The organism is Algoriphagus sp. (genome assembly GCF_046296635.1).
In the GTDB taxonomy this organism is placed as follows: Bacteria; Bacteroidota; Bacteroidia; order Cytophagales; family Cyclobacteriaceae; genus Algoriphagus.
The window spans coordinates 1-26,507 of record NZ_JBKBKZ010000008.1 but is presented as its reverse complement, the minus strand read 5'-3'; the positions used below and the strand labels follow the sequence as shown (position 1 = coordinate 26,507).

Below are 26,507 nucleotides of genomic sequence, written 5' to 3'. Positions count from 1 at the left end.
TTAAAGGGTCAAAGTCCAAGTGACTTTATTGCTAATATCGTTGGAAAAACGGGACTTAAAGAATATCAGACTATGATTGGGTCCAACATTCAAATCAGAGGACCCTAAATCAACAAAATTCAATTTTTGATCTGAGGCGAGGTGAAAAAGGTGGAAAAGACCAAGTTCTCCGAGATTCTTAATTTCCGATTTTGGTAAAGTGGCAGAAAGAAAATAATAAATGGAATCCAGAGTCAATTTCACGCCTAGAATATGGGCTATTGGACTCCCATCTTTCAAAATACTGACCAGAAAATATCTTTCGGGAAAATCTGAAACTTGACTAATCAATCTAGCATCATCGAATAAGATATTGTAACCTCTGGCATTATTCCATGCCCTAATTTCCTGAAGAAAACCAAAGTTCTGAATTGGCCCCGTCTCGATCTTTAATCCCAATTCCTTTATTTTTTTGGAGTATTTGGAATTCTCCTTCAGGACAAATTTTTTAATTTTCTTTTTACCGATAAAAAATTGATGGCTCAAAATTGATTCTTGCTTAAATCCTAGTTTGAACAGGATGTAATTAATCAAATCAAAATTAGGCTCATACGGTTTGGGTGCTTGGGAAATGCGAATACAGGAAATTTTCCGTCCCCTCAAATCTTCCAAAACGGCCTTAATAAAGGCTTCCAAAGCCTCAGACGAAAGGAGATCTTCAATCCAGATTCCTCCAAAAGGAGACATTGGAAGCGAAACTGCTTCAGTTTCAGAAATCGCTAAAGTCAAAGAAGCCTTGGACTTGCCCTTTTTGAGCCATTTAAAATCCAATTGTGTAGCAAACCCATTTGTCTCACAATTTCTCAGGAAATAGGCTCTACGCTCCTCCACAGAAGGAACTACCAGCAATTCATGAAGATCTGAAAGTGCTTTATCGTAGGTTTTCAAAATCGCTTTTATCTCTTATGTATTCGTCCTCTGAAAAGTATTGGTCTCCAAGTCCTAATAGTACCGCATCCGAAGAAAAATATATTTCAATCCAATTAAAAATAGGCACAAATAAACCTCTATTGGGTTTATCAAGCACAAAAACTCTCTTGCTTCCATCAACACCACTGACCTTGACTTCAAGTTTTCCTGCAATTGCTATTAACACTTGAGACTCTCGCTTATGTGCGTGATTCCCACGAGACTCGCCTTCTTTTACTCCTGATATCCAAAAACACCGAAGAATTCCCTGCGGGAAAAGTTGAATATTTTCCCAAAAATGAACAGATCCGGTATCATTGATATGGCCTGGAATATCTATCAATCGTGGTGCTTGATATTTCAAACCTTCCATTTTCAATTCTTCACTTATCATAGCTAAAAATAAGACAAATCACGGGAATGAACTTTAGCAAAAAGTTAATTTTCTATTTTCACCACTTCATTCCAAACCGCATAGATGAATAATCTTTCCGAAAATCAATTTCTTTCTGATTCATTTTTGACGCTAGCAGCGAATAGTGAAGGATTGTTTAAAGACAAAGGGAGCAAATTCTTGTATTTCAGTTTTAGAGTAAGCTCGGAGGAAGAAATTAAAACGCAGCTCGCAGCACTTCGAAAGACTTATTTTGATGCATCTCATCACTGCTATGCTTGGGTCTTGGGCAGGAACGGGGATACTTACAGGGCCAACGATGATGGTGAACCCAATCATTCAGCAGGTGACCCTATATTAGGCCAAATCAGATCAAACAATCTCACCAATGTACTGATTGTAGTGGTTAGATACTTTGGAGGCACCAAGCTTGGCGTCAGTGGCTTGATCCAAGCTTATAAAACTTCAGCAGCCCTTGCCATCGAGGAAAACCAAATCGTGGAAGAATGGATAAAAGTCACGATAGAACTGAGATTCTCCTACCAGTTGATGAATGAAGTCATGAAAGTAGTCAAAGCTCATAACTTGGAGATAATTGCCCAAGAAATGGAATTGGACTGCAAAATCATCCTTTCAATTAAAGAGGGATTATCGGATCAAGTCTTCGGGAAATTAGGAGAAATTGACGGACTAGAAATTAAGACCGCTTAAAAAGCTCATCGAGAAAACCTTCTTCTCTAAGAACATTAAAGATTTTCAAACAGGCCCAGGCATCTGTAGCTGCATAGCGCTGCTGCTTTTCGGTGAGGAGTTCAGATTCCCAATTTGAAACTTGCTCTGATTTGGAAATTCGAATTTTCAAGACCATTCCACTGAGATTTCTAACCCCAACATTATGAAAACCGACTTTTTTCAGCTCATCGTTTAGATCAAAAAAAGATTGAGGGTAGAAGCTGTCTGTAAGCTTACTAAGTCCTTTTAGATCATCATGGACTGCTGCACCGATTTTGATAAGATTTTCTTTCTCCATCAAATTTCTCAAAGAATCCGGAAAACCAATTTTATTCATTCTGAATAGAAATGCCTGCTCGGTAGTGGATAATTGAAGCAGCGAAACATGGTTGAATTGTCCTTTTTTGAAGGCGGGCTTAGTCTCGGTATCAAATCCAATGATGTGTTGCTCCTCCAAAAAGTCAACAGCCTCCTCCACCTGATCGGGATGATCAATTAAATAAATTTCACCTTCAAACTGCCCAAGGGGCAGTTCGTTTACTTCTTCTTTGCTAATACTGTAAGGAATCATACCAACTCTTCTTCCGGCTCATAATAACGAATTCCAATTTTCAAATAACCATACAGGATGGTCATAAACGGACTGATAATATTGAAAAAACAATATGGGGCGTAGACTAAAGTAGCAACACCCAAGACTGAAGCTTGTGTAGCACCACAGGTATTCCATGGGACTAATACCGAAGTCACAGTTGCTGAATCTTCCAAGGTACGACTGAGATTTTCAGGTTTTAGTCCACGCTTTCGATACACATCTGCATACATCCTTCCAGGAACCAAAATCGCCAAATACTGATCTGAAGTGGTGATATTAAAGAACACACAGGTCGCGGCAGTGGAAGCAATTAATGAACCAACGGAATGGACTTTTTTGATAATAGCTTCTGCCAAGACTCGCAACATCCCGCTTTCTTCCATAATTCCCCCAAATACCATCGCACAAATAATCAACCAAATGGTATTCAACATTCCTGACATTCCTCCCGTGACTAGAAGTTCATTCACGATGGCATTGTCGGTCACTATGGCGATTTCCCCATAGAGCGCCATCATCACTGCTTTAAATCCCAAATAGGCATATGAACCAGTATCATTAGCAATACGTGCCACTATCTCAGGTTGGAAAATTAATGCAAAAACCCCTCCAAGTAGTGCCCCTGCAAGCAGGGCTGGGATGGCAGGTACTTTTTTTACAATCATCGCCAAAACAGCAAGAGGAACTATAAACAGCCACCCCGAAATATTGAAGTTCGCCAAAATAGTATCAGAAATTGCCTTCACATCATCTACGCTGCCGGCCGTTTCATAATTAAGACCAATGATTACAAAGAGGATTAAAGTTATTGAAATGGAAGGAACGGTCGTCTTGGCCATATACCTGATGTGAGTAAAAAGGTCCGTACCTGCCATGGCTGGGGCAAGGTTTGTCGTATCACTCAAGGGGGACATTTTATCTCCAAAATACGCTCCAGAAATAATTGCTCCTGCTATTATTCCTTCCTCAAATCCCAGTGCCTTCCCAATACCCAATAATGCCACGCCAACTGTCGCCACTGTAGTCCAGCTGCTTCCGGTTGCAATAGAAACTACTGCACTAATAATACATGCTGCCCCGAGGAATATTTCTGGACTGAGGATTTTCAACCCATAATAGATCATCGCAGGTACTATTCCACTTAGCATCCAAGTACCGGCAAGCGATCCTATCAGAAATAAAATCAAAATAGCACTCATCGCAGAACTGATACTCTTTACGATTCCATCCTGGAGTGTTTCCCATGTTATTTTCAGTCTAAAAATTGCGATACACCCTGCAACTACAGAAGACAGGATTAATACCATCTGATTGGATCCCGATAAACTATCCGTGCCGAAAATCTGAATATTAATGACTAGGAGAATAATTAAAAAAATAATTGGAATCAGCGCATCTAGAATACTTGGAGCTTTTTGCGGGACTTTCATTCAGTTTAATCCGGACGTTTGAAGGGTTTGAATCTAAGGAAAAAAAATCAATTACATTTTCGAAAGAAGTTGAGAAAGTTCTTTTCCTACTTGCCAACCAATCGCTACCCCCATACCTCCGAGACGGACAGCGGCAGCAGTTTTTTCTCCAATAGGCTGAATGAGTGGGATTTTCTTTGGACCGAAGGCCATAATTCCAGTCCATTCCATTTCCCATTCGATAGCCTTTCCGGGGAAAATCACTTCTTTTGCCAAACTTTCGAGATGACTTTTTATTTTGGGATTGGTTTCGAATTCCAGCGTTTTTTCTTTCTCGAAATCTTTGTTTCTAGCACCTCCGAGCAGCAATCTACCGTCAATTTCCCGAAAGTAAACATACCCCTTGTCCATATGAAAAGAACCCCTCCATGGAATCTTGTCCGCTAGAGGTTTACTGAGTAACACCAGACCACGGCCGGGTTCCAACTCAGACTCAGGCCAAAGTTTTTTGGAAAATGCATTGGTACAAACGGCAACTTTTTCAGCCTTGAATTCAAAGACTTTATTTTTCCCAGTATTCTCAGCCAATACTATTCCTGCATCTTTTTGTATTTCCACCACGGAAACCCCAGTCAAAATTCTAACACCCAATTTGGATGCCTTGGCCCAAAGTGCTCCCAAATAAGCTCCGGGATCAAGTTCTCCTTCAAAATGATTTTCAACGACCGTTTTAACCCTACTTGAAAACCCAAATTTTTCCGGCTTTTTCACTAGACTAAAGACATCTTTCTTGAAGATCTTTTTCAGCATCTTATTTACTTCCCAAATCTGATCAACAGCGGCTAAATTTTCTTCCTCCAAAAGTTCAAAGCCATGAGAATGTTGGTACCGAAGTACTGAATCACCAAAAGTTTTGCGAATCTGTTGTAAGCCTTTGTATCGCCTCCCGACCAGAGTAGTCACTTCTTTGGGATTCATATTCCAAAAATCATCCAAAATCTCAGTAAGACTTCCAAAACAAGCAAATCCAGCATTTTTTGTGCTTGCACCCGTTGGGAAAACCCCTTTTTCCAGAATTAAAATACTCGCTTTTGGGTGTTTCTTTTTGTAATTGATCGCTGTAGAAAGCCCGGTAAAGCCCGATCCAATCACAATTAAGTCATAGCTAAAGAAGTTTTTTTGTTCCCAGTAACTAAACATCTTTCTGCGGATTGTTTAAAATTTGAAATGAGTTAACTAATTTGAATCAAAACTACCTTAATTAAATCCGAAAAACCATGAGAAAAATAGATTCATTTCTTGAAGAATACGGCGAAAGTCATCGTAATGAGACCAATAAACTGATTCACTGGTTCTGTGTTCCGGCTATTTTCTTCAGTGTAGTTGGTTTAATATTCAGCATTCCAGCGGGTATTTTATTTGAGCCTTTATCATTTCTTGGCAGTTTTGCCAATTGGGCCACTATTTTTTTAATATTCACTTTGATTTATTACGTTTCACTATCAGTTCCCTTGAGTTTGGGGATGCTGTTTTTTTCAGCACTTTGTCTCGCATTGGCCAATTTCCTAAGTATTGCTTTCCCCGGAAAACTATGGATGATCAGCTTGGGAATTTTTGTCATCGCATGGATAATCCAGTTTTTCGGACACAAAATCGAGGGGAAGAAACCCTCTTTTTTCAAAGATCTTCAGTTCCTTTTGATTGGTCCAGCTTGGCTGATGCATTTCATTTATAAAAAAATTGGGCTTGCTTATTGAATTTTCTGATTATCCGCTTCTTTGCCAGTAGATCAAAATGGCCTCGACTTCGCTCGGCCACCGGATTTCAGGTTATTAAAGGGAGGGGAGGTATATGCGGCACAGCCGCATATACCTCCCCTCCCCTAAAAGCAAAACTAACGGACACCGAGCGAAGCCGAGGTGAAACTTAATAAAATTTGGTTACTGGCAGAATTGCGGATATACATATTGAATTTTATTGATTTGCGCTAGTCAGCCACCAACTGAATAATCTCTTTAAAAAACCCTCAAAGACCGATTCTTTTGCTTCCCACGGTGGTCAGGCTGATCTGTACAGGCGATCAAAGAGGACAAAAAGTTAGATTTTAGGTCTTTCCCCATTGGTTGGGGGTTTCTATTACAAGAAGCTGAAAGTCAAATTTTAATTTTAGGAACGCTATCAGTTTGATCAACCGGAAAGATCTCCCGAATTCGCTCAATGGATCGCCTATTCCTAAAGGACTCAATACTGGTCAGGATTGATTTTTTCTCTCTGGCCGTCAGTCTCCAATTTAATGAAGCACGCTGCATGGTCTCTTGTGAGCCAGTTAATTCACCGGTTTGGACTTGTTCAGGAGCATATTCAAATTCCACTCGCTCCATATCAAAAGGCATGGATTCATTCATGTAATTGAATAATACTTCGTTTTGAATGGTCTGTACGTTGTCCCAATTGGTATAAATATTCTTAAGGGGATTAAAGATTTTTTCAAATATCCGGGGGAGATCAGTTTGTGGAATTTCGGCTGATTTTTGAGAGTCTCTGATGGACACGAGGACGACACCGCTGGTGTTTTTTCCAATCCAATCCTGAAAAACGTAGAGAAACCTTAAAGCATCCTGCACCCCAAAATTATCAGACAACCCGGTATCCATCGTTTCCATTGTAGGCATTGATGGGAGTTCTACATTGGGTGTGATAAATGGGAAAGTGGCACTCATTCGAAGCGCACTCAAAAAACGAAGATTTCCCGGGTCGTGATTAGCAAAAAATCGGAGAAAATCTATGGACTGTTTTTTTTCTTCAATGCCGGTTTTACCGAGGGTCGAACTCCCCAAATACGACATGGAATGCGGAGAAATCACCAATTTTCTCCCATCATTTGTAACGAGTGCAGTGACAGGAAGTAGCGGAATAAGCGCATCAAATTCGGGTTGACGATAGTCAATCATAGGCTTATCCATGATTCCTTTGGTGTTTGAATTGAGTTGACTCTCAAAGGCAAATCCTCTATCCTTCAAGTGGCTATACCCCCGATATTCAAATCGTTGATTTCTGATCAAAAGGTCATTAACTAAGAGTGTGAAAATGATCGAATTTAGATTATCCGAAGAGATTTGGTCCAAATATTCCGGATTCATAGGATCAATCGATGAATCGGAAAGTGACCTCAAGTAAATCTCTCTGAAGAATGCTTCACCTAAGACTCCACCGGAAGCTCCTGTGTAAAGTTCTGTGTGTTTAGTGATTTTCCCATTTGTCACTTTGTGAATAGTTTGAAGCACATGCAGGGTCCAAAGGGCTGCCCGCTGCCCTCCCCCACTTGCTGCTACCAAAACCAATTTGGGTAAAGAGTCTTCAGGAAATTTTGATCTCCAATTATCCAAAATGACCAGCGTATTTGTCCGATCTTTTATCAAAGTATCAGGATGAACCAAAGAGTCAAGTCTAGCTAAAGTGTAGGGGGTTGGCGCTTGGGAATAGTCAATCCCGTAAGCCTCATGAGGTCGATTCAGAAAGGAAAAATTTGAAAAATAGTTAGCTGAGAATATCAATAGAATCACTACAAAGGTAGCCCAACCTCTCAACCAAAATGTCAAACCTCCGACAAGCATCACTAATATCGCCAAAAGCAGAGTAACGCTCATCGCTGCGGGAAACTGAAGGATTTCCTTTTCCTTGAAGAAACCCAGAAACAAGACAAAAAGAATCAGGAAACTCTGAATGAGAAAAAGATTCAAATGATTCTGGTCAAATACCCGAAGCAACATTTTTGAATCAAATCGAGCCAGATCCGGACGAACATCCTGCAATCTCAATCGAAAGTCCAGATAGGTAATCACCTGATCTTTTTTGTTCTTAATTTCTTTGTATTGGCTTAAAACGGTGGCACGTGTCAGGCGAACTTTTCGAAGTCTCTTATCCAGATTGCCAGCGAAAAGAATAAAGAAATCCTTATTGGTAAATGTGAAATAGCCGAAAATCAACCCATAACTCAAAATACTACCGAGTGAAAAACCCAAATAATACTTTAATACATCCCAGTCAGATGGCAGGTCATTGTCAAGCTGAAAAACAATGAACTTTATGATATACAGCAAATAAAAAAGTAAGGGGACGATTGAATTATTAATACAAAAGTGGATGAAAGGCTTCGGCACAACTGCCAAAAACTTAAACTGCCTCCCATCAACAATGTAAGTAGTCATGTGAAAAGCCATGGTCAGGATAGCTAAGCCTACTCCCATCAAGGCAAAACTCAGCCACGAAACCTCATGGAGATACTCAGGGTCCAGAAAAAGAAAGGGAATACCCAGAACGACACCAAATTGTTCGAGGATTATTCCTGCCAAAATAACCCAAACCAGCAATAGCGCTAGGTTTTTTCGAAGGTGCAGAATGAAAAGCTGAACAGGGAAACTGAATAAAATTCTTTCTCGCATGGACCTATTGTTGAGAACAAGATAAACTTTTTTAAGAAATCATTTTACTTAATACGAGCCAACAAGTTAAAGTCAAGCTTTGTAACTGATTCAGAGTTGATTGATAGTTTCTTTAAGATATTTTCAAAAGATATCCCCATAAATCATTCGCAGCTTTAGATTAGAAAAAGTACCTTCGACACATTAAAACAGAAAAAGATGAGAACCTGGTTTTTGTGCAAAGTAAAGTACGCAAAAGAAAATGAAGAGGGTCTGCTGAAAAGCATTTCCGAGCAATATCTAGTAGACGCAGTTTCATTTACAGAAGCTGAGGCAATCCTTTACGATCGACTCGGATCTCAAATAAGGGGAGATTTTCAAGTGACTGGCATCAGCAAGAGTAACATTGTGGATGTATTTTTCTACGAGGATGCAGATCAGTGGCACAAATGTAAAATCACCTATTTGATCGCTGATGGAGATAATGGTAAAGAAAAGAAAGTGACGCAGTATATGATTGTGACCGCAGAGGATGTGCGTCAGGCCTATGATAGAATTCAGGAAAGTCTGAGTAACATGTTAGTGAGCTTTAGAGTACCTGACATCACCGAAAGTCCGATTGTAGAAGTATTTCCCTTCGAAAAAGATGAAGTAGCTGATCAGCTTCCTTCGGGAAACTTCAAGCCAGTGACTCAAGTTGAGGAAGAATAGATTTATGAGGCCGCCAGAAAGCGGCCTTTTTTTTTAGGATAGATCTGCTGCTGCCTGATTTTCAATAACAAATTGAATGAGTTCCTCTACCGCAATTCCTACTCGTTCACTTGCATCTTGGATGTCCTCTCTACTGACTTGAGCTGCGAAGGTTTTATCCTTCAATCGCTTTTTAACACCTTTAACTTCCATACCTGCGTATCCTTCCGGTCGCATCAGGGAATATGCATGAATAAATCCACTAAGCTCATCAAAAGCATATAGCATCTTATCCATCTCAGTGACTGGTTCAACACCAAAATATCTATGACCATGAGCGGCTATGGCGTGAATGACCGCTGGATCAATTTCTCTGACCTCCAGTTCCTCAATGATTTTTTTGCAATGCTGATCAGGCCACTGATCCCAATCCGCATCATGAAGCAATCCGGCGAGATACCACTTTTGTACCTCTATGTCTTCATAGGCTTTTGAAAGTGCATAGGCTTTCATCAGATGACCAACTTGCTTCATATGCACTTTGAGTTTTACATTGATTACCCAATCATCAAGTAAACTTTTTGCCTCCTCAGTAGTCAAGATTTTTCCAATGTTTTTCGAATTACCAAAGCTCGATCGATTTAATAAAAGCGAAGAAATTTCCATTATAAATATATTTTTATGTATTTTGTATAAATTTTATTGTCATATATACTTCAAACGAAGAATTCAATTATCTTTGCAAGATGCAAAAATGGGAATCAATAAAAGTCCTAAGTAACCTAGCCATTACCTCGGAGTATTTTCTTCAGGTGACCTTAGATAAGTATGGGAAAGTATTGTCTTCCGATTCCGGCATTGGACCTGTACCCTCTCTTTTTGACCATAAGGAAAAGCCGGTCCATTTTTCAGATTGTTTTTTAGCTTCCGACTGGTCAAAATATGAAAATCAGCGAATAAAAGCTTGGAAAAATAGCCACCAATCTTTCCTTGTGGATTTACAAAAAATCAATCATCCAAACGAAAATACAACATTAACCAAATGGGAGTTTTTTTTCATTTCAAATGACCATGGGACATGTCTGGGTTTGGGACACCCGATAGAACCACTTCGGCCCTATAACCTAGGACTTGGAGAATTTATTGACGGCACAACCAATGGCAACGAATTAGTAGACATTCTGCTCGAAAACAAACTTCTGGGTTTCTGGGATTTTGATCCCTCCACCAAAACAGATTATATCAGTAGTGGATTAGCTCAAATGTTGGGTTACTCTGAAGAAGAGATTCTCCGATTGAAAAATATATCCTGGCAAAAGCACATCCATCCCGATGATTATACTTCACTTTTTAGAGACTTGGCTTTACACTTTAAAACTACTGGTAACCTTCCATTTAGAAAAGAATTTCGAATTGTCTCCAAAGGCAATCTGATCAGTTGGGTGATTGGCTATGGAAAAACTACCAAATGGGATGAGCAAGGATGGCCATTAAAAGTGCAGGGGCTATTAATTGACATTACCGAAAAAAAGAAACAGGAAATTTGGTTGAGAGAGCATCATTATTTTTTAAGGGATTTGGCTTTCCAGCAATCCCATTCGTTAAGGGCAAGAGTAGCAAATATTCTTGGGGTTTTAGAAATACTGGATATTGAACCACAATCGCCCGAATCCAGAAAGCTACTGGATATATTAAAGACGGAATCTAAACAACTTGACGAGGCACTCAAGAAAAGTATCAAAGAATCCGTAGACCAAAATAAATCCTGGGAGCGAGGTATAGGTTCCACTTGATCTTTTATTACAAATTCCTGATTTTCCATTTAGCCTTTAAATAGCCCCAAACTATGCTGGGGCTCATGGCTTTTTTCCTCTAGATGCTTCCATCATATCCCACATTTCTTGGGGAATTTGGTCCAAATTGTTGAATTCGCCGGCACCTTTGAGCCATTCTCCACCATCGATGGTAATCACTTCACCATTGACATAAGCTGAAAAATCAGAGACGAGATACGCTGCAATATTGGCGAGCTCCTGATGCTCCCCGACTCTTCCTACAGGAACTTTTTTAGCCGGATCAAATTTTTTCACCAAATCACCCGGCAACAATCTACTCCAGGCACCTTCTGTCGGAAACGGTCCAGGAGCTATTGCATTTGACCGTATCCCATACTTGGCCCATTCCACCGCTAGTGAACGGGTCAAAGCTAGAACGCCAGCCTTAGCGGCCGCAGATGGCACTACATAACCCGAGCCTGTCCAAGCATAGGTAGTGACTATATTTAAAAATGTACCTGGCTGTTTTTGAGCAATCCAGTCCTTGCCTGCTGTGAGTGTAACCTGTGAGGTGCCTTTTAAAACAATATCCAAAACAGTATTAAAAGCATTGGTGGACAATCTTTCGGTAGGACTGATGAAATTTCCAGCTGCATTATTCAAGACGACATGAATTTGAGCAAATTCAGCTTTTGCCTTATCCCACATGGATTCTACTTGGTCGATATCTCGGACGTCACAAGCAAGCGGCAGTACTTTGCCGCCACTTTTAGCCATCATTTCTTTTGCTGTTTCTTCCAGGACGTCTAATTTCCGGGAAGTGATCACCAAATTTGCTCCCAATTGCAAAAAATATTCACCCATAGATCTTCCTAAACCAGTGCCACCACCTGTGACAAGAATATTTTTACCTTTAAGCGCTCCTTCACGGAGCATTCCTTCGTTAAAGTTCATCTGGATATAATTATTTCGTTTTAGTCCAAGATAGCAATCAGGCTCGGAAATTGAAAGGAAATTCAAATACTGTAGTAAAATGAAGCAATACCTAATACTAATTTCAGTTTTGATCTTTTTTGGATCCTGCTCCGAGGATGTCAGCAGAAATATTGAAACTGATCTAACGAAAGAAGCAGATCAGTTTTTTCAATTTTCTGAAGCATTGAGCGAGAGTAGCTACATAGGAAACATTTCTTTTGGAGATTATGCCAGGGTGCTTCCTGAGGACTTACCAGGCTGCCCAAAAATCACTCGGAATATTGACACGCGAAAAATCGAACTGGACTATTCCAATCCACAGGAATGTGAAGAAGGAAACAAAACTCCAAGGAGTGGAAAGATTATTTTGGATTTTTCCACTTCAACTACGGCAAACCCCTCTTGGAAACTTACCTACGCTGATTATTCATTTGGCAAGACCAAAATTGATGGTGTCCGAATTTTTTTAAATCCATCAATTGGTGAAAATCGGGAAACCTTTGAAAACTTAAGAATTGAATTGGAAAAAAATCTAGGGTTTTCAGCATCTGGGTCGCTATCCTATTCTGTAGCTCGCCTTAGTTTTAGACCATTTGCTATGAGTACCAGAGGACGGGTAGAAGGAAAAAATCCCGCTGGCAGGGATTTTTCATTAGTAATCACCGAGGCAAAAGAGCAACTTTTTTCCTGTTACCGAGAAGGTTGGGCCTTACCCCAATCCGGAAAAGAAACCTGGATAATTTCCAGAGGAAATTCCAGAAGCCTTGATTATATGGTCAGATTTGAAAAAAAGGAAGCTTGTAATACACTTGTGACTTCAACCTTACCAGACGGAAGAACCCTTCAGCTTAATCCATAAAAAAGCCCCGGATTTCTCCGAGGCCCTTTTAAGCAACTTTTACTCTTTATTAATATCTGTAATATTCCGGCTTGAATGGTCCTTCTACCTCCACACCGATGTATTGCGCTTGATCGTCAGACAAAGTATCTAATTCCACACCCAATTTGGCTAGGTGGAGGAATGCTACTTTCTCATCCAAATGCTTTGGAAGTACATAAACACCGGGCTCATAATTTTTATGGTTAGCCCACAGTTCAAGCTGAGCCAAAGTTTGATTCGTAAATGAATTTGACATTACAAAAGATGGGTGACCTGTAGCACAGCCAAGGTTTACCAATCGGCCTTCAGCCAAAATTAGGATCTCTTTTCCATCCAATTCATAAAGGTCAACTTGAGGCTTGATCACATTCTTGGTATGACCGTAGTTTTTATTCAACCAAGCCATATCGATTTCATTGTCAAAATGGCCGATGTTACATACAATTGCCTTGTCTTTCATTGCTTTGAAATGCGAACCGGAGATGATGTCCTTATTACCGGTCGCAGTCACCACGATATCAGCTTCTTTTACAGCATCAGCCATTTTCTTCACAGCAAAACCATCCATAGCAGCTTGAAGCGCACAGATTGGATCTATCTCAGTCACAATCACACGAGCACCCGCACCCTTTAGAGATGCAGCAGAACCTTTTCCAACGTCACCATATCCTGCCACAACGGCCACTTTACCTGCCATCATCACGTCAGTAGCACGACGAATCGCATCTACCAAAGATTCCTTGCAACCGTATTTATTGTCAAATTTTGACTTGGTCACTGAGTCGTTCACATTGATTGCAGGCATCGGAAGTGTTCCGTTTTTCATTCGCTCATACAATCTGTGAACACCCGTAGTGGTCTCTTCAGATAGCCCTCTGATACCAGCTACTAGCTCGGGATATAGATCCAATACCATGTTGGTCAAGTCACCACCATCGTCAAGAATCATATTTAATGGCTGTCTTTCTTCGCCGAAAAATAAAGTTTGCTCGATGCACCAATCAAATTCCTCAGCAGTCTGACCTTTCCAAGCATAAACTTGAATTCCAGCAGCAGCAATAGCGGCAGCTGCATGATCCTGCGTTGAGAAAATATTACAAGAAGACCAAGTCACCTCAGCACCTAAAGCAGCGAGCGTCTCAATCAAAACCGCAGTTTGGATAGTCATGTGAAGACATCCTGCGATTCTTGCGCCTTTCAATGGCTGGGTTGGGCCAAACTCAGTTCTTAGAGCCATTAGACCAGGCATTTCTGACTCAGCCAACCTTATTTCTTTTCTCCCCCACTCAGCTAGAGAGATGTCTTTTACTTTGTACTGAATGAATTTTTCAGATTTAATTTCTGACATGTGATTGATAGTTAAAGAATTAAAAACTTTCGATGGATGCAAAGTTACCGCTTAAAATCGGGAATAGAAAACGGCTTTAGAGATTTGGGAAGGCGATTTCTTTCAAATCGAAAAAACGCTCGGAACCATCTCTGAGTATCATTTGAAGTTTTCCGACTTTTGAAACACCCGTAATTTTTCCTTCAAAATGGATTTCTTTTTCCATAAAGATCGCCCATTGATCTATAAGATGGAGATGATTGAGATAATCATTTCGAACGGTCTCTGTTTTGCCTTTTTTCAATGAAATGTAGCCCTGTTCTATGTGCGCTATGAGAAGCCTAAAGAGCTCTTCCAAGTCAAACTTGCCACCCGTGGATAATGACAAAGAAGTTGCCTTGTTTGTTTGAAAAATTCGCTGGTTGATATTCAGACCCACACCCACCACTGCGTATTCCCAAGCCACTGAACTCACGATATTTTCGATCAACACACCTCCTATTTTTCCATGATCGGGCACGACTAGGTCATTTGGCCACTTAACTTTGAGATCTGGCAGGTATTCTTGAAGTAATTTTCGAATACTGTTAGATATCATCATGTTCAGAAAAAACTGCTCAGACACATCCAAAAATTCAGGTCTAAGGACCAAGGAAAATGTCAAATTTTGGCCTGATTGGGTTTCCCAACTATTTCCACGCTGTCCCTTACCTTGAGTCTGATGTGCACAGATCACAATTGATCCCTCATTCGCCTTACCTAGACGGATAAGTTCAAGTGCCTTGTCATTTGTGGAGTGACACTCTGGCAGGAAAAGAACATCTTTCCCCAAAAAAATCGTGTTGGCAAGAATTTTATACATTAATTTTCGGTTGGACTAATACAACAATCATTTCCGCATCGCAAAATTAAATCAATATATGACAGCAGAAGCGCTGAGCAAGGTTATCGTCAAAGGAATGGAAGAAAAAAAAGCTTCTGAAATTTTAATAATGGATCTTAGGAAAATAAAGAATGCGGTAGCCGACTTTTTTGTAATCTGTTCAGGCAATTCCGATACCCAATTAGAGGCCATTTCTGAATCAATTGAAGAGGAGATTCAGAAAGCCAACGAAAAACCAGCCAAGAGATTAGAAGGAAAAGCAAATGGTGAATGGGTATTAATGGATTATTTTGATGTGGTTGTTCATATATTTCTGAAAGAAAAAAGACATTACTACGGGTTAGAAGAACTTTGGGGTGACGCCAAAACCACCAAAATCAATTAAAATTTCGGATAAACTTTCAAAAGGTAAATCCGTTTTAGCATAAGTTTTAAGAATTACCAAAAGAGCGATGAGCGATAAAAATAAGAATAAAAGTATAATCCCTAAATCTCCACAGAAACCCAATATCCAGCTCTGGTTAATCATTGCTGCAGTCATGGTGCTTTTGGGGTTGACATGGATTCAACAGCGAGGTGCCGTAATCGACATCACTCAGAAAAGATTTGAGGACATGTATTTGTCCGGTGATATTGCTAAAGTAGTCATCATTCGAAATATGAATCGGGTGGATGTCACTTTAAAGCCTGCTGCACTTCAAAACGCAAAATATAAAACAGAACTCGAGGCAAACTCCTCCTTTGCTAATCCTACCGGGCCCCACTATGCCCTTCAGGTAACTACCTCGGATAAGTTTCAAACAGATTTTCAAGCACTTGAAGAGCAAGTTGAAGTAGAAAATAGAATTGGTGCCTCAGTAACAAATGAGGAAAATTGGAGCAGCTACTTCGGTAGCTTCGGATTCTTGATCCTGCTATTCGTATTCTTCTGGTTTATGATGCGTCGAATGGCAGGCCCTTCAGGTCCGGGTGGACAAATATTCAATGTCGGAAAATCTAAGGCCCAACTTTTCGATGCAGAAAATAAAGTGAAAATCACTTTTGACAATGTAGCAGGACTGGATGAGGCCAAAGAAGAAATTCAGGAGATTGTCGAGTTCCTTAAGAACCCAGGAAAATTCACCAAACTAGGTGGTAAAATTCCAAAAGGTGCATTGCTGGTTGGCCCTCCGGGTACAGGTAAAACCTTGCTGGCAAAAGCTGTTGCAGGCGAGGCTGGAGTTCCTTTCTTTACTCTTTCAGGTTCCGACTTCGTTGAAATGTTTGTCGGTGTGGGTGCAGCTCGAGTGCGTGACTTGTTTAAGCAAGCAAAAGAGAAAGCACCATGTATCATCTTCATTGATGAAATCGATGCAATCGGCAGATCAAGAGGAAAAGGTCAAATGCCAGGTTCAAATGACGAGCGTGAAAACACCTTGAATTCACTCCTTGTCGAAATGGATGGTTTCGGTACGGACTCAGGTGTAATTGTGCTTGCCGCTACCAACAGGCCAGACGTATTGGATAGCGCATTATTGAGAGCGGGCCGATTTGACAGACAGATTTCTATTGACAAGCCGGATATCAACGGGCGTGAGGCAATTTTCAAAGTCCACTTAAAGCCGATCAAAATTGCTGATGATATTGATCCTAAAAAATTGGCAGCTCAGACTCCTGGTTTTGCAGGTGCTGAAATTGCCAACGTGTGTAACGAAGCAGCTTTGATCGCAGCCAGAAGAAATAAGACTGCGGTTGACATGCAGGATTTTCAGGATGCAGTGGATCGGGTGATCGGTGGTCTGGAAAAGAAGACTAAAATCATTTCTCCTGAAGAAAAAAGAATTGTAGCCTACCATGAAGCAGGTCACGCAGTGGCTGGCTGGTTTTTGGAGCATGCAGATCCCTTGGTCAAAGTGAGTATTGTACCTCGTGGTGTCGCAGCTTTAGGTTATGCTCAATATTTGCCAAAAGAGCAATTTCTATATCAAACCGAGCAGTTGATTGATGAGATGTGCATGACCCTCGGTGGACGTGCAGCTGAACAGATCATCTTTGGCAAAATTTCTACAGGCGCTTTGAGCGATTTGGAAAGAATTACCAAAATGGCCTATTCCATTGTCTCAGTATATGGAATGAACGAGAAATTGGGAAATATTTCCTTCTACGACAGTAAGGCTGATGGTTATAAAATGACCAAGCCATACTCTGAGGCAACTGCAGAAATGATTGATCAGGAAGTGAGTAAATTGATTCAATTTGCATATACCAGAACCATTGATCTTTTGAAAGAACATGAAGAGCATCTGGAAATTCTTGCAAAGGAGCTTTTGGAAAAAGAAATCCTTTTCCAGGCAGATCTGGAAAAATTGATCGGTAAACGTCCTTTTGAAAGAGAAACAACCTATCAGGCTTTCACCAATAAGAAAGACAAGGTAATAACTGAGCAAGATGTAGTAAAAGACGATATCTCTCCTGCTGATCCTGAGGCTGAAAAAACAGAGGAATCAGAAGTAAAAGCAGAAAAATAATCAAAAAAGCCCCACTCAGATTGGGGCTTTTTTATTTTTGTCCCAAGACATTAACTTAGTACATGCAAGCTGCACCTCTTGACTTCCCTTTGAAGGGTAAAAAACTCTATTTTGCTTCTGATTTTCACCTTGGAGCACCGGATGCAGCACAGAGTAAAATCAGAGAAAGAAAAATCATTCGGTGGCTGGATTCGATTGCAGAAGATGCCGCAGCGATTTTTCTGGTAGGTGATATATTTGATTTTTGGTTTGAATACGGACAAGTAATTCCCAAAGGATTTATTCCCTTCCTTTCCAAGATTTCTCAACTCAGAGACCAAGAAATCCCGATTCTTTTTTTCACAGGAAATCACGATCTCTGGATGAAAGATTATTTCACTCAGGAGCTGGGAATTCCTGTTTATCAGCATCCCATTGAGCTTACAGTAGCTGGTCACAAAATCTTGGTAGGTCATGGAGATGGCTTGGGTCCGGGCGATAAGTCCTACAAATACCTGAAGTCAATTTTCACAAATCCCACTGCACAATGGTTTTTCCGTTGGCTTCATCCTGATCTAGGCATCAAACTTGCGAAAGCATGGTCAAGCCGCAGCCGGATTTCAAACATGGGGAAAAATGAAAATCATTTTCTGAATGAAAACGAGTGGCTTTGGCAGTATTGTAGGGAAATAGATGCCAAGGTTCCACACGACTTCTATATTTTTGGACATCGGCATTTGCCTTTGGAGCTTCCCGTTGGGAAAAAGTCCACCTACTTCAATCTTGGAGAATGGGTTACTCAAAACACGTATCTTGAATTTGACGCATCAGGCGGTAAGCTTTTGACTTTCGAGAAATGAGACTGTTACTGACATTCCTGTTTTGCAACTTATTTACTGGGCTTTACTCCCAGGAAATTCTGGAGTTAAGATCACCCCTGGCCGAAATTCACCTATCAAATCTGGAAATAGTTTCCTTAGATACTCGAGATCAGATTTTCGCCAGTACCGCATCAGGGGATATTTACTTATTTAGCAAATCAGGTAAAGAGATCAACCTTTTTTCGCCTCCACGGCAAGCTAGAATTCAGCAGTTAGAAGCCTCCTGGACGGTCAATATTTTCACTTTCTCTTCGGACTTACAGGAATATCGGGTAATGGATCGCTTCCTTAATCCCATTGCTGAGAATAGCCTTTTGCTCGACAATGTTATTTTGCCGAAGGCAGCTACTCTTGGAAATAACAATGTCATCTGGGTTTGGGATGAGTCCGATTTGTCTTTAAAAAGTGTAGACTATCTCAGAAAACAAATCATTCAGTCTCAGCCTTTGAATTTGATTTTAGCTTCAGACAATCTACGAGTGACTGAGATTCGAGAATTTAAAAACCGACTTTTCATGAATGTACCAGAGTCAGGCATTTTCATCTTTGACAATCAGGGTAATTATTTGAAAAAAGTAGCGATTCAAATCGAGCAACGAATGTGCTTTTACAAAGAGAATTTATTTTGGGTTGAGGGTAAAAATCTGAAAGGGTATTCGCTTACGTCCCAAGCTTTTTTAGATTTGGGCGAATTACCTTCAGGAAATTTAGGATCTGTTCAGATCGGTCAGGATATTATCACATTTGTGGAGAAGGATCGGATTCTTGTTTATGCGCTGCCTGAGAGGTTAAAGAGGATAAAATAACGTCTGCCTAAGTGAGTGACACTCTGCCGAAGTAAGTGTCTCTCCGCCGAAGTGAGTGTCGCCACTCACAGCTTACTCAATTGATAATATCATTTCTTTTGGATTAGTAAAGCGCTGTATCAAGTAGGTTTCAGTCAGTGAAGCTGATAATTTCTTGAATGGCGACATCACCTATGGGATTCGAAAATCACGTGAGTGGAGACACTCACGTGGGCACCTAATTTACTGATCCCTAGGTAAAAAAATCTCAGCCATCATACACCTCGCACTGCCCCCTCCGAGCTTTTCGATGATAGGAATGGAAGGACTGATGATGGTCGTGTACTTTTCAATTTGTTGGATCTGTCCCACATTCAAAGAATCCAAAGCCGCCTGAGACATCACGGTAAATTTTTCACCTCCATCATTGCTGACTTCCAGCATATTTCCGGCAAAATTGAATTTCTGCTTGGCTGTGATCGGAATCAATTTTTTCCCGGACTTAGTCAAAGACTCCTGCACTTTCCTTCGTTCTGCCAACTTCGGAATGCTATCCAAGCAAACTACAGCCAAATCTGTCCCTACATGCATCATCACGTTGGTATGGTAAATAGGACTGACTTCACCATCGATCTCCTGAGCGGCTTCAAAACCTATCACAACGTATCCCAATATCTTCGCCACATAGTCCAATGGAACCGGATGCGTTCGCTCTGAATAACAGGCATAAATCACTTTGGTCTGATGATCAATCACCATACTGCCGGTGCCTTCCATGAACTGTCCACTTTCCTCGAAAAAACTGAGATCAATGATCTCATTGACCTTAAATCCCAAATGCATCAACTGCTCGATGATGTCTTTTCTTCGTTCCAGTCTTCGATTGGTAGAAAACATCGGATAGAGAATCAACTTTCCATCGGGATGAGTACTAAACCAGTTGTTTGGAAAAACAGAGTCAGTTTTAACCGGCTCCTCAGTATCCTCTACGACCAACACATTTACGCCCTGATCGCGAAGCATTGCTACAAAGCCATCAAATTCTGATCGGGCCAAAGCCCTGATTTCTTCCTGAGAACGAGAATCCTGCTTTTGGTAAAAGTTATTTTGCGCCGTCTCAGAATTGAATCCAAAGTTTGCCGGACGCACCATCAATATCGTGGAACTAGTCTGCATGACTTATTTTTTGGCTGGAAAGCGATACAAAATCGGATGAATGTTATATCGCTTCTCAGAGATCGTATAAAAAGCTTTACCGTCCGGCTGAAAACCAATGGCCTCACCTTGCGGCTCTGGCACATAGGGCAATTCCTTTGGGGCTCTTGAAAGAGCCTCAGCAACTGACTCACCTTTTTTTCGATCCCAATAAAAAATTTTAAAATAATTCTTGATCAGAATCTTGCTTCCATCTTGGCTGATATCTGCTGCCGTTGCGCTGGTAAAAGTCAATTTCCCCTCCTTTTTAGCCACCACATCTTTTTTCCCAAAATCATCAGATTTAAGCTTAAACAGGGTGTTTTTCTTATCCCGTTTTGAAACTACAAACAAATCCCCGGAGATAGGGTCCACAAAAAGACTTTCAGCGTCCATGGCACCATCAGGATAGGTGAATTTCAGCACCTCAGGTTTAACCGTGATTTTCTTTTCAATTTTGGCGGGTTCCAAAAACCTATAAATCTTCACTGATTTGTAAACCGCAGCGTTATCTCCAATTTCCGCAACATAGACATAGGATTTTCCATTGGGACCGGGCCCAACCGCAATATCTTCCCAATCCCGATTCTCAACTCCCTCCAAAATGATTTTTCCAATCTCATTTCCCAAAGAATCCAAGACATAAACCGCTGCCTCGCCTCCACTGTCTGTGTGCGTATAGAATTTATCAAGATGATTTTTGGAAAAAGCCAAGCCACTCATCTCCTCCAAAACTGGATTGTCGATCGTACGAATGGTAATTCCAGGCAGGTAGACAGAATCAATTTTTTGCTGCGCAAAACCTGAACAAGAAAGTAAGACGAAGAAAGAAAGTAATTTATACATTGAATCAGATATGAGGAAATATAATAATCTGCCGCTAAACGAATTATCGTTTTATAACCCGATGGAAGACCGGAGACCGAAGAATTCACAATCAATCGTCTCTCGGGATTTCAAATAGCAAATTTAAAATGCCAGTAAGAAAGCGGGGCCGGAGTAAAATTACGGGAAAAGGTGGTTTTTGTCTGAAAAAGTCCGATTCCTTCCTGTTAAATTTAATTATTAAACACTTAATTTAATCTCAAGATGGACCCAATTTTAAAGAAAATGTATTTTAAGGAAGGGATGAAAATCCGGATTTGGAACACTCCAAATGACCTAAACTCACTTTTTATTTCATGGGAAAAAGAAGGCTTCTTATCTGAACCTGATGAAAAACCAACCTTCATGATCGCTTTTGTCCAGACTGAAGAAGAAGTGAGAAAGTACTTCCTAGAAATGAATGCACTTTCTCCGGGTGATGAGGCAATTTGGATGGCTTACCCAAAAGGGACATCAAAAAAATATAAACCCCAAATAAATCGAGATTCGGGTTGGAAGATCGTCGGAGACATGGATTACGAAGGCGTGAGACAAATTGCCATTGACGAGGATTGGTCTGCGCTACGATTCCGGAAATTGAAGTTTATTAAGACACTCACGAGAAATTTTAGTGCGAAGAACCAGTAGGCAATAGCAGTAGGTCAGTTGGCAGTCTCAGTTGGCAGAGTTTTCTCTACAAAAATTGTAATCAGTAAGTTGTTAGGGGAAAGTCGTAAAGTGTGCTAAGGACTTGCCATTTACTCTTCAACCCAGTCTGCTGATTTTTTTCATTTAGAACCCAGATGAATTGAACGCGGAGACTAGAAAAGCTTTAGCTTTTTTACTTTGTACCCTTGAAAACGATTGGTTACTGCAAAACCCTAGGTGTTCAGATAAAGGTAACAAATGACTAATCTCTCTTCCTTTGCGCAACTTTGCGGTTATTTAGAAGTCTCAGTGATCAGTAGGTAGTCGCAGTTGGCAGTTGTATCAATGCTAATGAGTTGTAACTTGTGAATAGTAAGCAGTTAGCTGTAAGTCGTTAGCACAACTCACTACTTACCACTTACTCTTTACAACTTACACAAAAGCCGGTCTACTGAGAACCGCGACTGACCACTGACCACTGCCTACTTCAATTATGCCTTAAAAGGCAATTCATAATTCCGCTTTCCGCTCAATTTATAGATTGCGTTAGCCAGAGCTGGAATAAATGGCGGAACAGGGGGTTCGCCGACACCGGTAGGTTTTTCCATGCTTGGAATGATATGCACATGGATCTTTTTTGGAGACTGAGGCATTCGAATGACCTTGTAAGTATCAAAGTTGTTTTGCTGCACCTTTCCGTTCTCAAAAGTAATGGCGGAAGTCATCGCCAAACTAGTTGCGAATTGTGCTCCTCCTTCAAACTGAGATCGAATTCGATCAGTATTTACCGGAATTCCACAATCCACTACATAATGAACTTCCGGAATGACTAGATTACCCGCGGCATCATTTTCTACCCTTACGACACATGCCACGTAGGTAAGAAAGCTCTTGTGTGCCGCAAATCCAACAGCTTTACCCGCGGCAAGATTCTGTTTCCAGTTTGACTTTTCTGCTACTGTTTCGATGACCTTTCGCATGCGTCCGGTATTCCATGGAAAGTCTTCGATTTTCTCCCCATAGTTTCCATATTCCCCTACCATTTCACTTGCAAAAGCAAGGTCTTTGTCCTCACCCAAAAGTTGGATGGCCTGATCAATCGGATCAACTCTGCGAGTTTCGGCAATCTCATCCAACATGGTACAGATCGCAAAAGCGTGGTGAATATTACTTACCGAACGAAGCCAACCTACCCGAGTATGAGCGGTGGTTTTATGCGCTTCGATTCGAATGTTTGGAACGTCATAAGGAAAATCCCGGCATCCTAAATCCAATTCTCCATCTGAAGGAGTTGCAGCATCGAGACCCGATCCAATAGCGGGGAAAACAGTATGGTGATTCCAACCTGTCAGATTGCCTGAACCATCCAAAGTCGCAACGATTCGCTGAGCACTGTGGGAATGGAAGTAATCATGGTGTAGGTCGCATTCTCTGGTCCACTGGGTCCGAACAGGCACTCCAGCCGCCTTGGATAGCAAAGCAGCTTCCACGACAAAATCCGGCTTGGACTTGCGCCCAAATCCACCCCCTAAAAGTGTGACATTTAATTTGACTTTGGAAACATCTATGCCCAAAGCTCCCGCCACTGCTCCCCTTGCCCACTGTGGATGCTGACTTGGCGCCCATATTTCAACCGAACCGTCAGCCTTCACGTCTGCAATTGCGGCAGGAGGCTCAACGGTTGAGTGCGCATAGAAAGGAGCTAAATAGGTCTTTTCAAGGACCATTCCTGAAGATGATTTTGCTTGATTAAAGTTTCCTCGCTCTCGCTTGACCGTACCATTAGATGCGGTGCTTTTCAGCATTCCCTGAAGCTGGTTTGCTGAATTGTAGGTTTGGTTTGGACCCAAATCCCACTCAATTTCCAAAGCCTTGCTTCCTTTGATAGCGGCCCAGGTATTATCAGCCAAGACTGCTATTCCTTCCAAGGGCTGATCCAAACCTGCTGGAAGCCCAGGGCCATCTATTTTTACAACTTTCTTTACTCCAGGAACTGCCAGTGCTTTCTCATCATTGTAGGTGACAACCTTAGCACCGACAACCGGACTTCGTTGAACCACAGCAATCAGCATATTAGGCAGATTCACATCCGCTCCAAATTTGGCTTTACCTGTGGCAATATCTTTTCCATCATAAATTGGAACATCAGTTCCTACGAGCTTGTAGCTGGAAAAATCCTTCATCACCAGAGCTTCAGGCTTTGGGATTTCCATGGTTTGAATTTGAGAAACGAGGTCACCAAAAGGAATTTTTTTGCGCGAACCCTTTAGAATCACATGGCTGGCTTCGGTATCACATTCGGAAGGATCTACTTTCCACTCCGTAGCTGCGGCCTGCACCAACATGTGTCGGGCTGTGGCTCCGGCCTTTTTCATCGGTTCGTAAAACATCCTGACGGAAAAAGAACCGTCTGTATTTTGGTTGCCGAATTTGTCTTCGTCCCCTTCGGCCTGCACGATCTTTACTTTAGTCCAATCCGCTCCTAATTCATCAGCAACGATCATCGGAAGGGAAGTTCGAATACCCGTTCCCATCTCGGATCGATGAGCGAGTATGGTGACAATATTATCCGAACCAATACTTACAAATACGTTTGGAGCGAAGGTGATCAGTTCACCTTTTGGCCCACTGCACTGGAAGTTGACTCCCAATACAAATCCTCCGGCTGCTAGCGAGCCGATTTTGAGAAAATCCCGTCTTGAAGCTCTAAAGATCTCACTGCGATCACTTGTGCTGAGCGCCTGCCTGTCCGGTAGGCAGGAAGTCGAAGCATGCTTTGTCAAAAATGGCAATTTAGGCATCATGAGTTTGTTGATTTAGGATTTAGAGGGATTTGGAAGCGGTGACAATGGCGTCCTTGATTCGGTTGTACGTACCACAGCGGCAGAGATTACCTTCCATAGCCGATTCGATTTGCGATTCGGAAGGACTTGGATTTTTTGCGAGCAAAGCTGCCGCATTCATGATCTGACCGGATTGGCAATAGCCACATTGCGGAACGACATGATCCACCCAAGCTTTTTGAAGTGGATGATCACCTGCTTCGGAGAGTCCCTCGATCGTGGTGATTTTCCCAGATCCAACCTGTGAAATAGGAAGACTACAGGAACGAACCGCTTCACCGTCCAAATGGATAGTACAAGCACCGCAAAGGGCTTGACCGCAACCAAATTTGGTCCCTTTCAAGTCCAATAAATCACGAATGACCCAAAGCAGGGGCATATCTTCAGAGGCAGTGACTTGCTGCGATTTTCCGTTAATTGAGAGCGTGTAATTTTCCATAGGTTGGTAATTTCTATTTTGGGAATATAAAAGTTAGGGAAAAGAATTGAAATAGTTGGACTGGTCCTTATGCCAAAAGACGAACTTCTTCTAGGCGACGAGTTGGAAGACCGGAGACCGGAGACTGAAATAGCCTGAGTTTGCCAATAGATTTTATAAATTTCAATAGCATAAGGGATTCATGTAAAAATACCAATTCCCGAAGATTTCTCAGGATACAATTTTAGCCATGTAGAGCTTTACTCTATAACCTGAAAAAAATAAGTCCCTGAAAAAGAAACAGAAGTAAGGTAAACGCAAGAGATTCCAAGATTTTTTCAAAAAGAGGTTTGGAATAAAAAGGGGATAGACTACATTTGCAACACGATTTCTAAAAGGGAAGTCGAAAACAAACAAAATTCCTCCTTAGCTCAGTTGGTTAGAGTCCCGTACATACGGGATTAATCATGAGCCAAAGAGATTTGAAATAAGAAAATATTCCTCCTTAGCTCAGTTGGTTAGAGTCCCGCACGTGCGGGATTAATCATAGAGTCAAAGTGATTGAAATAAGAGATATTCCTCCTTAGCTCAGTTGGTTAGAGTCCCGTAAGTACGGGATTAATCATAGAGTCAAAGTGATTGAAATAAGAGATATTCCTCCTTAGCTCAGTTGGTTAGAGCACATGACTGTTAATCATGGGGTCCTAGGTTCAAGCCCTAGAGGGGGAGCTAAAGCCTTGCATCTCTGCAAGGCTTTTTTTATTTTTATCTATGCCATTTTTTATCTACATCCTCCACTCAAGTTCAACTGACAAATACTACGTCGGGCAATCAGAAGACCCTTTTCGCAGGTTAATTGAACATAATTCTGGGAAATTCCATAAATCAACCACATCAGGAAGGCCTTGGGAGATTCAGGCTATTTTTGAAATACCTGGTGGTCGAGGCGATGCCTTAAAAATCGAATCCTTTATTAAAAAACAAAAGTCGAGGAAACTAATTGAGAAGCAAATCGGTCCTCAATTTATTCCCTCTAGCTCCTTAGCTCAGTTGGTTAGAGTCCCGCACGTGCGGGATTAATCATGGGGTCCTAGGTTCAAGCCCTAGAGGGGGAGCTAAAGCCTTGCAGAAATGCAGGGCTTTTTGCGTTTAAAGCAAATTCTATTATCGGCACACCTTATTTTTTACCGTTTTCATTTATTACTTTGAAATCTCTGGCTCCTTAGCTCAGTTGGTTAGAGTCCCGCACGTGCGGGATTAATCATGTCCCGTACTTACGGGATAGGTTCAAGCCCTAGAGGGGGAGCTAAAGCCTTGCAGAAATGCAGGGCTTTTTGCGTTTAAAGCAAATTCTATTAT

The 26,507-nt window shown here is 41.2% G+C and carries 25 protein-coding genes and 2 tRNA genes; 13 read left to right on the top strand and 14 right to left on the bottom strand.

Annotated elements, in window-relative coordinates; all coding sequences use genetic code 11:
- Both ACK4HU_RS07775 and ACK4HU_RS07770 read right to left on the bottom strand, forming a co-directional pair.
- Window positions 1–927 carry a hypothetical protein gene (locus ACK4HU_RS07775; protein WP_409805126.1) on the bottom strand — a complete coding sequence of 309 codons (927 nt, stop codon included), beginning with the start codon at window positions 925–927 and terminating at the stop codon, window positions 1–3.
- Window positions 911–1,342, bottom strand: a complete 432-nt coding sequence (locus ACK4HU_RS07770; protein ID WP_409805125.1) for a sugar 3,4-ketoisomerase — start codon at window positions 1,340–1,342, stop codon at window positions 911–913. Before ACK4HU_RS07770 ends, ACK4HU_RS07775 begins: the two co-directional genes overlap by 17 nt.
- 84 nt (window positions 1,343–1,426) lie before the next feature.
- On the opposite strand from ACK4HU_RS07770, the gene ACK4HU_RS07765 reads away from it, so the two are divergent.
- Window positions 1,427–2,053 (top strand): IMPACT family protein, encoded by a 627-nt coding sequence (locus ACK4HU_RS07765; protein WP_409805122.1) that lies wholly within the window; start codon window positions 1,427–1,429, stop codon window positions 2,051–2,053.
- Here the strand turns inward: ACK4HU_RS07765 and ACK4HU_RS07760 are convergent.
- The 3 genes from ACK4HU_RS07760 to ACK4HU_RS07750 are packed head-to-tail and all read right to left on the bottom strand — an operon-like array spanning window position 2,040 to window position 5,278.
- The gene (locus ACK4HU_RS07760; protein WP_409805120.1) at window positions 2,040–2,645 is read right to left on the bottom strand and encodes a 3'-5' exonuclease; all 606 of its coding nucleotides are present in this window, start codon (window positions 2,643–2,645) and stop codon (window positions 2,040–2,042) included. The two genes, ACK4HU_RS07765 and ACK4HU_RS07760, sit on opposite strands and share 14 nt — an antisense overlap.
- On the bottom strand, window positions 2,642–4,099 hold the full coding sequence (gene nhaC / locus ACK4HU_RS07755) for a Na+/H+ antiporter NhaC (RefSeq protein ID WP_409805117.1): 1,458 nt from the start codon (window positions 4,097–4,099) through the stop codon (window positions 2,642–2,644). The genes ACK4HU_RS07760 and nhaC overlap by 4 nt, the downstream gene beginning before the upstream one ends.
- Before the next feature lie 51 nt (window positions 4,100–4,150).
- Window positions 4,151–5,278: an NAD(P)/FAD-dependent oxidoreductase gene (locus tag ACK4HU_RS07750; protein ID WP_409805114.1), complete on the bottom strand. Its 1,128-nt coding sequence runs from the start codon at window positions 5,276–5,278 to the stop codon at window positions 4,151–4,153.
- A 77-nt stretch (window positions 5,279–5,355) separates the two neighbouring features.
- Here ACK4HU_RS07750 and ACK4HU_RS07745 point away from each other — a divergent pair, with 77 nt between their 5' ends.
- Complete coding sequence (locus ACK4HU_RS07745; RefSeq protein WP_409805111.1) at window positions 5,356–5,835, top strand: DUF962 domain-containing protein; 480 nt, start codon at window positions 5,356–5,358, stop codon at window positions 5,833–5,835.
- 396 nt (window positions 5,836–6,231) lie between these two features.
- Here the strand turns inward: ACK4HU_RS07745 and ACK4HU_RS07740 are convergent, their stop codons facing one another.
- Window positions 6,232–8,520, bottom strand: a complete 2,289-nt coding sequence (locus tag ACK4HU_RS07740) for a patatin-like phospholipase family protein (protein ID WP_409805108.1) — start codon at window positions 8,518–8,520, stop codon at window positions 6,232–6,234.
- A gap of 198 nt (window positions 8,521–8,718) precedes the next feature.
- On the opposite strand from ACK4HU_RS07740, the gene ACK4HU_RS07735 reads away from it, so the two are divergent.
- On the top strand, window positions 8,719–9,210 hold the full coding sequence (locus ACK4HU_RS07735) for a DUF4494 domain-containing protein (RefSeq protein WP_409805106.1): 492 nt from the start codon (window positions 8,719–8,721) through the stop codon (window positions 9,208–9,210).
- Window positions 9,211–9,243: 33 nt separating this feature from the next.
- On the opposite strand, the gene ACK4HU_RS07730 is transcribed toward ACK4HU_RS07735, so the two are convergent.
- Window positions 9,244–9,855, bottom strand: coding sequence for an HD domain-containing protein (locus tag ACK4HU_RS07730; protein WP_409805103.1), 612 nt, complete (start codon window positions 9,853–9,855; stop codon window positions 9,244–9,246).
- Between the two features lie 80 nt (window positions 9,856–9,935).
- On the opposite strand from ACK4HU_RS07730, the gene ACK4HU_RS07725 reads away from it, so the two are divergent.
- Complete coding sequence (locus ACK4HU_RS07725; protein ID WP_409805100.1) at window positions 9,936–10,982, top strand: PAS domain-containing protein; 1,047 nt, start codon at window positions 9,936–9,938, stop codon at window positions 10,980–10,982.
- Between the two features lie 63 nt (window positions 10,983–11,045).
- Here ACK4HU_RS07725 and ACK4HU_RS07720 read toward each other — a convergent pair whose 3' ends face one another.
- Window positions 11,046–11,918: an SDR family oxidoreductase gene (locus ACK4HU_RS07720; RefSeq protein WP_409805097.1), complete on the bottom strand. Its 873-nt coding sequence runs from the start codon at window positions 11,916–11,918 to the stop codon at window positions 11,046–11,048.
- A 79-nt stretch (window positions 11,919–11,997) separates the two neighbouring features.
- Between ACK4HU_RS07720 and ACK4HU_RS07715 the strand changes: the two genes are divergently transcribed.
- The gene (locus tag ACK4HU_RS07715; RefSeq protein ID WP_409805095.1) at window positions 11,998–12,798 is read left to right on the top strand and encodes a hypothetical protein; all 801 of its coding nucleotides are present in this window, start codon (window positions 11,998–12,000) and stop codon (window positions 12,796–12,798) included.
- A gap of 49 nt (window positions 12,799–12,847) precedes the next feature.
- Here ACK4HU_RS07715 and ahcY read toward each other — a convergent pair whose 3' ends face one another.
- Both ahcY and ACK4HU_RS07705 read right to left on the bottom strand, forming a co-directional pair.
- Entirely contained in the window at window positions 12,848–14,167 is a 1,320-nt protein-coding gene (gene ahcY / locus ACK4HU_RS07710; RefSeq protein ID WP_409805091.1) for an adenosylhomocysteinase, read from the bottom strand.
- A gap of 76 nt (window positions 14,168–14,243) precedes the next feature.
- Window positions 14,244–15,008 (bottom strand): biotin--[acetyl-CoA-carboxylase] ligase, encoded by a 765-nt coding sequence (locus ACK4HU_RS07705; RefSeq protein ID WP_409805087.1) that lies wholly within the window; start codon window positions 15,006–15,008, stop codon window positions 14,244–14,246.
- A gap of 58 nt (window positions 15,009–15,066) precedes the next feature.
- On the opposite strand from ACK4HU_RS07705, the gene rsfS reads away from it, so the two are divergent.
- The 4 genes from rsfS (at window position 15,067) to ACK4HU_RS07685 (ending at window position 19,202) form a co-directional block, all read left to right on the top strand.
- On the top strand, window positions 15,067–15,414 hold the full coding sequence (gene rsfS, locus ACK4HU_RS07700) for a ribosome silencing factor (protein WP_409805084.1): 348 nt from the start codon (window positions 15,067–15,069) through the stop codon (window positions 15,412–15,414).
- 67 nt (window positions 15,415–15,481) lie between these two features.
- Window positions 15,482–17,536, top strand: a complete 2,055-nt coding sequence (gene ftsH, locus ACK4HU_RS07695) for an ATP-dependent zinc metalloprotease FtsH (RefSeq protein ID WP_409805082.1) — start codon at window positions 15,482–15,484, stop codon at window positions 17,534–17,536.
- A gap of 62 nt (window positions 17,537–17,598) precedes the next feature.
- Window positions 17,599–18,375 carry a UDP-2,3-diacylglucosamine diphosphatase gene (locus ACK4HU_RS07690; RefSeq protein WP_409805079.1) on the top strand — a complete coding sequence of 259 codons (777 nt, stop codon included), beginning with the start codon at window positions 17,599–17,601 and terminating at the stop codon, window positions 18,373–18,375.
- Window positions 18,372–19,202: a hypothetical protein gene (locus ACK4HU_RS07685; RefSeq protein WP_409805076.1), complete on the top strand. Its 831-nt coding sequence runs from the start codon at window positions 18,372–18,374 to the stop codon at window positions 19,200–19,202. The genes ACK4HU_RS07690 and ACK4HU_RS07685 overlap by 4 nt, the downstream gene beginning before the upstream one ends.
- Before the next feature lie 222 nt (window positions 19,203–19,424).
- On the opposite strand, the gene ctlX is transcribed toward ACK4HU_RS07685, so the two are convergent.
- Together ctlX and ACK4HU_RS07675 are read right to left on the bottom strand one after the other, a co-directional pair.
- A complete protein-coding gene (ctlX, locus tag ACK4HU_RS07680; protein WP_409805073.1) occupies window positions 19,425–20,357 on the bottom strand; it encodes a citrulline utilization hydrolase CtlX in 933 nt (310 codons plus the stop codon).
- A gap of 3 nt (window positions 20,358–20,360) precedes the next feature.
- On the bottom strand, window positions 20,361–21,221 hold the full coding sequence (locus ACK4HU_RS07675; RefSeq protein WP_409805070.1) for a hypothetical protein: 861 nt from the start codon (window positions 21,219–21,221) through the stop codon (window positions 20,361–20,363).
- 264 nt (window positions 21,222–21,485) lie between these two features.
- Here ACK4HU_RS07675 and ACK4HU_RS07670 point away from each other — a divergent pair, with 264 nt between their 5' ends.
- Entirely contained in the window at window positions 21,486–21,887 is a 402-nt protein-coding gene (locus ACK4HU_RS07670; RefSeq protein ID WP_409805067.1) for a hypothetical protein, read from the top strand.
- A 491-nt stretch (window positions 21,888–22,378) separates the two neighbouring features.
- Here ACK4HU_RS07670 and ACK4HU_RS07665 read toward each other — a convergent pair whose 3' ends face one another.
- Together ACK4HU_RS07665 and ACK4HU_RS07660 are read right to left on the bottom strand one after the other, a co-directional pair.
- Window positions 22,379–24,691, bottom strand: a complete 2,313-nt coding sequence (locus tag ACK4HU_RS07665) for a molybdopterin cofactor-binding domain-containing protein (RefSeq protein ID WP_409805064.1) — start codon at window positions 24,689–24,691, stop codon at window positions 22,379–22,381.
- A 19-nt stretch (window positions 24,692–24,710) separates the two neighbouring features.
- Window positions 24,711–25,169: a (2Fe-2S)-binding protein gene (locus ACK4HU_RS07660; RefSeq protein ID WP_409805060.1), complete on the bottom strand. Its 459-nt coding sequence runs from the start codon at window positions 25,167–25,169 to the stop codon at window positions 24,711–24,713.
- A 634-nt stretch (window positions 25,170–25,803) separates the two neighbouring features.
- On the opposite strand from ACK4HU_RS07660, the gene ACK4HU_RS07655 reads away from it, so the two are divergent.
- The 3 genes from ACK4HU_RS07655 to ACK4HU_RS07645 all read left to right on the top strand — a co-directional run bounded on the left by ACK4HU_RS07655 (window position 25,804) and on the right by ACK4HU_RS07645 (window position 26,266).
- Window positions 25,804–25,877, top strand: a tRNA-Asn gene (locus ACK4HU_RS07655).
- Between the two features lie 42 nt (window positions 25,878–25,919).
- Entirely contained in the window at window positions 25,920–26,228 is a 309-nt protein-coding gene (locus ACK4HU_RS07650; protein WP_409805450.1) for a GIY-YIG nuclease family protein, read from the top strand.
- Window positions 26,184–26,266, top strand: a tRNA-OTHER gene (locus tag ACK4HU_RS07645). The genes ACK4HU_RS07650 and ACK4HU_RS07645 overlap by 45 nt, the downstream gene beginning before the upstream one ends.
- Window positions 26,267–26,507 lie beyond the last annotated feature (241 nt).

What these genes read in the sequence shown, in the direction of transcription:
- ACK4HU_RS07735 (WP_409805106.1), top strand. Translation starts at nt 8,719, where the DNA reads ATGAGAACCTGGTTTTTGTGCAAAGTAAAGTACGCAAAAGAAAATGAA.
- ACK4HU_RS07745 (WP_409805111.1), top strand. Translation starts at nt 5,356, where the DNA reads ATGAGAAAAATAGATTCATTTCTTGAAGAATACGGCGAAAGTCATCGT.
- ACK4HU_RS07665 (WP_409805064.1), bottom strand. Translation starts at nt 24,691, where the DNA reads ATGATGCCTAAATTGCCATTTTTGACAAAGCATGCTTCGACTTCCTGC.
- ACK4HU_RS07725 (WP_409805100.1), top strand. Translation starts at nt 9,936, where the DNA reads ATGCAAAAATGGGAATCAATAAAAGTCCTAAGTAACCTAGCCATTACC.
- ACK4HU_RS07685 (WP_409805076.1), top strand. Translation starts at nt 18,372, where the DNA reads ATGAGACTGTTACTGACATTCCTGTTTTGCAACTTATTTACTGGGCTT.
- ACK4HU_RS07705 (WP_409805087.1), bottom strand. Translation starts at nt 15,008, where the DNA reads ATGTATAAAATTCTTGCCAACACGATTTTTTTGGGGAAAGATGTTCTT.
- rsfS (WP_409805084.1), top strand. Translation starts at nt 15,067, where the DNA reads ATGACAGCAGAAGCGCTGAGCAAGGTTATCGTCAAAGGAATGGAAGAA.
- ACK4HU_RS07660 (WP_409805060.1), bottom strand. Translation starts at nt 25,169, where the DNA reads ATGGAAAATTACACGCTCTCAATTAACGGAAAATCGCAGCAAGTCACT.
- ACK4HU_RS07765 (WP_409805122.1), top strand. Translation starts at nt 1,427, where the DNA reads ATGAATAATCTTTCCGAAAATCAATTTCTTTCTGATTCATTTTTGACG.
- ctlX (WP_409805073.1), bottom strand. Translation starts at nt 20,357, where the DNA reads ATGCAGACTAGTTCCACGATATTGATGGTGCGTCCGGCAAACTTTGGA.
- ACK4HU_RS07740 (WP_409805108.1), bottom strand. Translation starts at nt 8,520, where the DNA reads ATGCGAGAAAGAATTTTATTCAGTTTCCCTGTTCAGCTTTTCATTCTG.
- ACK4HU_RS07770 (WP_409805125.1), bottom strand. Translation starts at nt 1,342, where the DNA reads ATGATAAGTGAAGAATTGAAAATGGAAGGTTTGAAATATCAAGCACCA.
- ftsH (WP_409805082.1), top strand. Translation starts at nt 15,482, where the DNA reads ATGAGCGATAAAAATAAGAATAAAAGTATAATCCCTAAATCTCCACAG.
- ahcY (WP_409805091.1), bottom strand. Translation starts at nt 14,167, where the DNA reads ATGTCAGAAATTAAATCTGAAAAATTCATTCAGTACAAAGTAAAAGAC.
- ACK4HU_RS07715 (WP_409805095.1), top strand. Translation starts at nt 11,998, where the DNA reads ATGAAGCAATACCTAATACTAATTTCAGTTTTGATCTTTTTTGGATCC.
- ACK4HU_RS07675 (WP_409805070.1), bottom strand. Translation starts at nt 21,221, where the DNA reads ATGTATAAATTACTTTCTTTCTTCGTCTTACTTTCTTGTTCAGGTTTT.
- ACK4HU_RS07730 (WP_409805103.1), bottom strand. Translation starts at nt 9,855, where the DNA reads ATGGAAATTTCTTCGCTTTTATTAAATCGATCGAGCTTTGGTAATTCG.
- ACK4HU_RS07650 (WP_409805450.1), top strand. Translation starts at nt 25,920, where the DNA reads ATGCCATTTTTTATCTACATCCTCCACTCAAGTTCAACTGACAAATAC.
- ACK4HU_RS07720 (WP_409805097.1), bottom strand. Translation starts at nt 11,918, where the DNA reads ATGAACTTTAACGAAGGAATGCTCCGTGAAGGAGCGCTTAAAGGTAAA.
- ACK4HU_RS07760 (WP_409805120.1), bottom strand. Translation starts at nt 2,645, where the DNA reads ATGATTCCTTACAGTATTAGCAAAGAAGAAGTAAACGAACTGCCCCTT.
- ACK4HU_RS07670 (WP_409805067.1), top strand. Translation starts at nt 21,486, where the DNA reads ATGTATTTTAAGGAAGGGATGAAAATCCGGATTTGGAACACTCCAAAT.
- nhaC (WP_409805117.1), bottom strand. Translation starts at nt 4,099, where the DNA reads ATGAAAGTCCCGCAAAAAGCTCCAAGTATTCTAGATGCGCTGATTCCA.
- ACK4HU_RS07750 (WP_409805114.1), bottom strand. Translation starts at nt 5,278, where the DNA reads ATGTTTAGTTACTGGGAACAAAAAAACTTCTTTAGCTATGACTTAATT.
- ACK4HU_RS07690 (WP_409805079.1), top strand. Translation starts at nt 17,599, where the DNA reads ATGCAAGCTGCACCTCTTGACTTCCCTTTGAAGGGTAAAAAACTCTAT.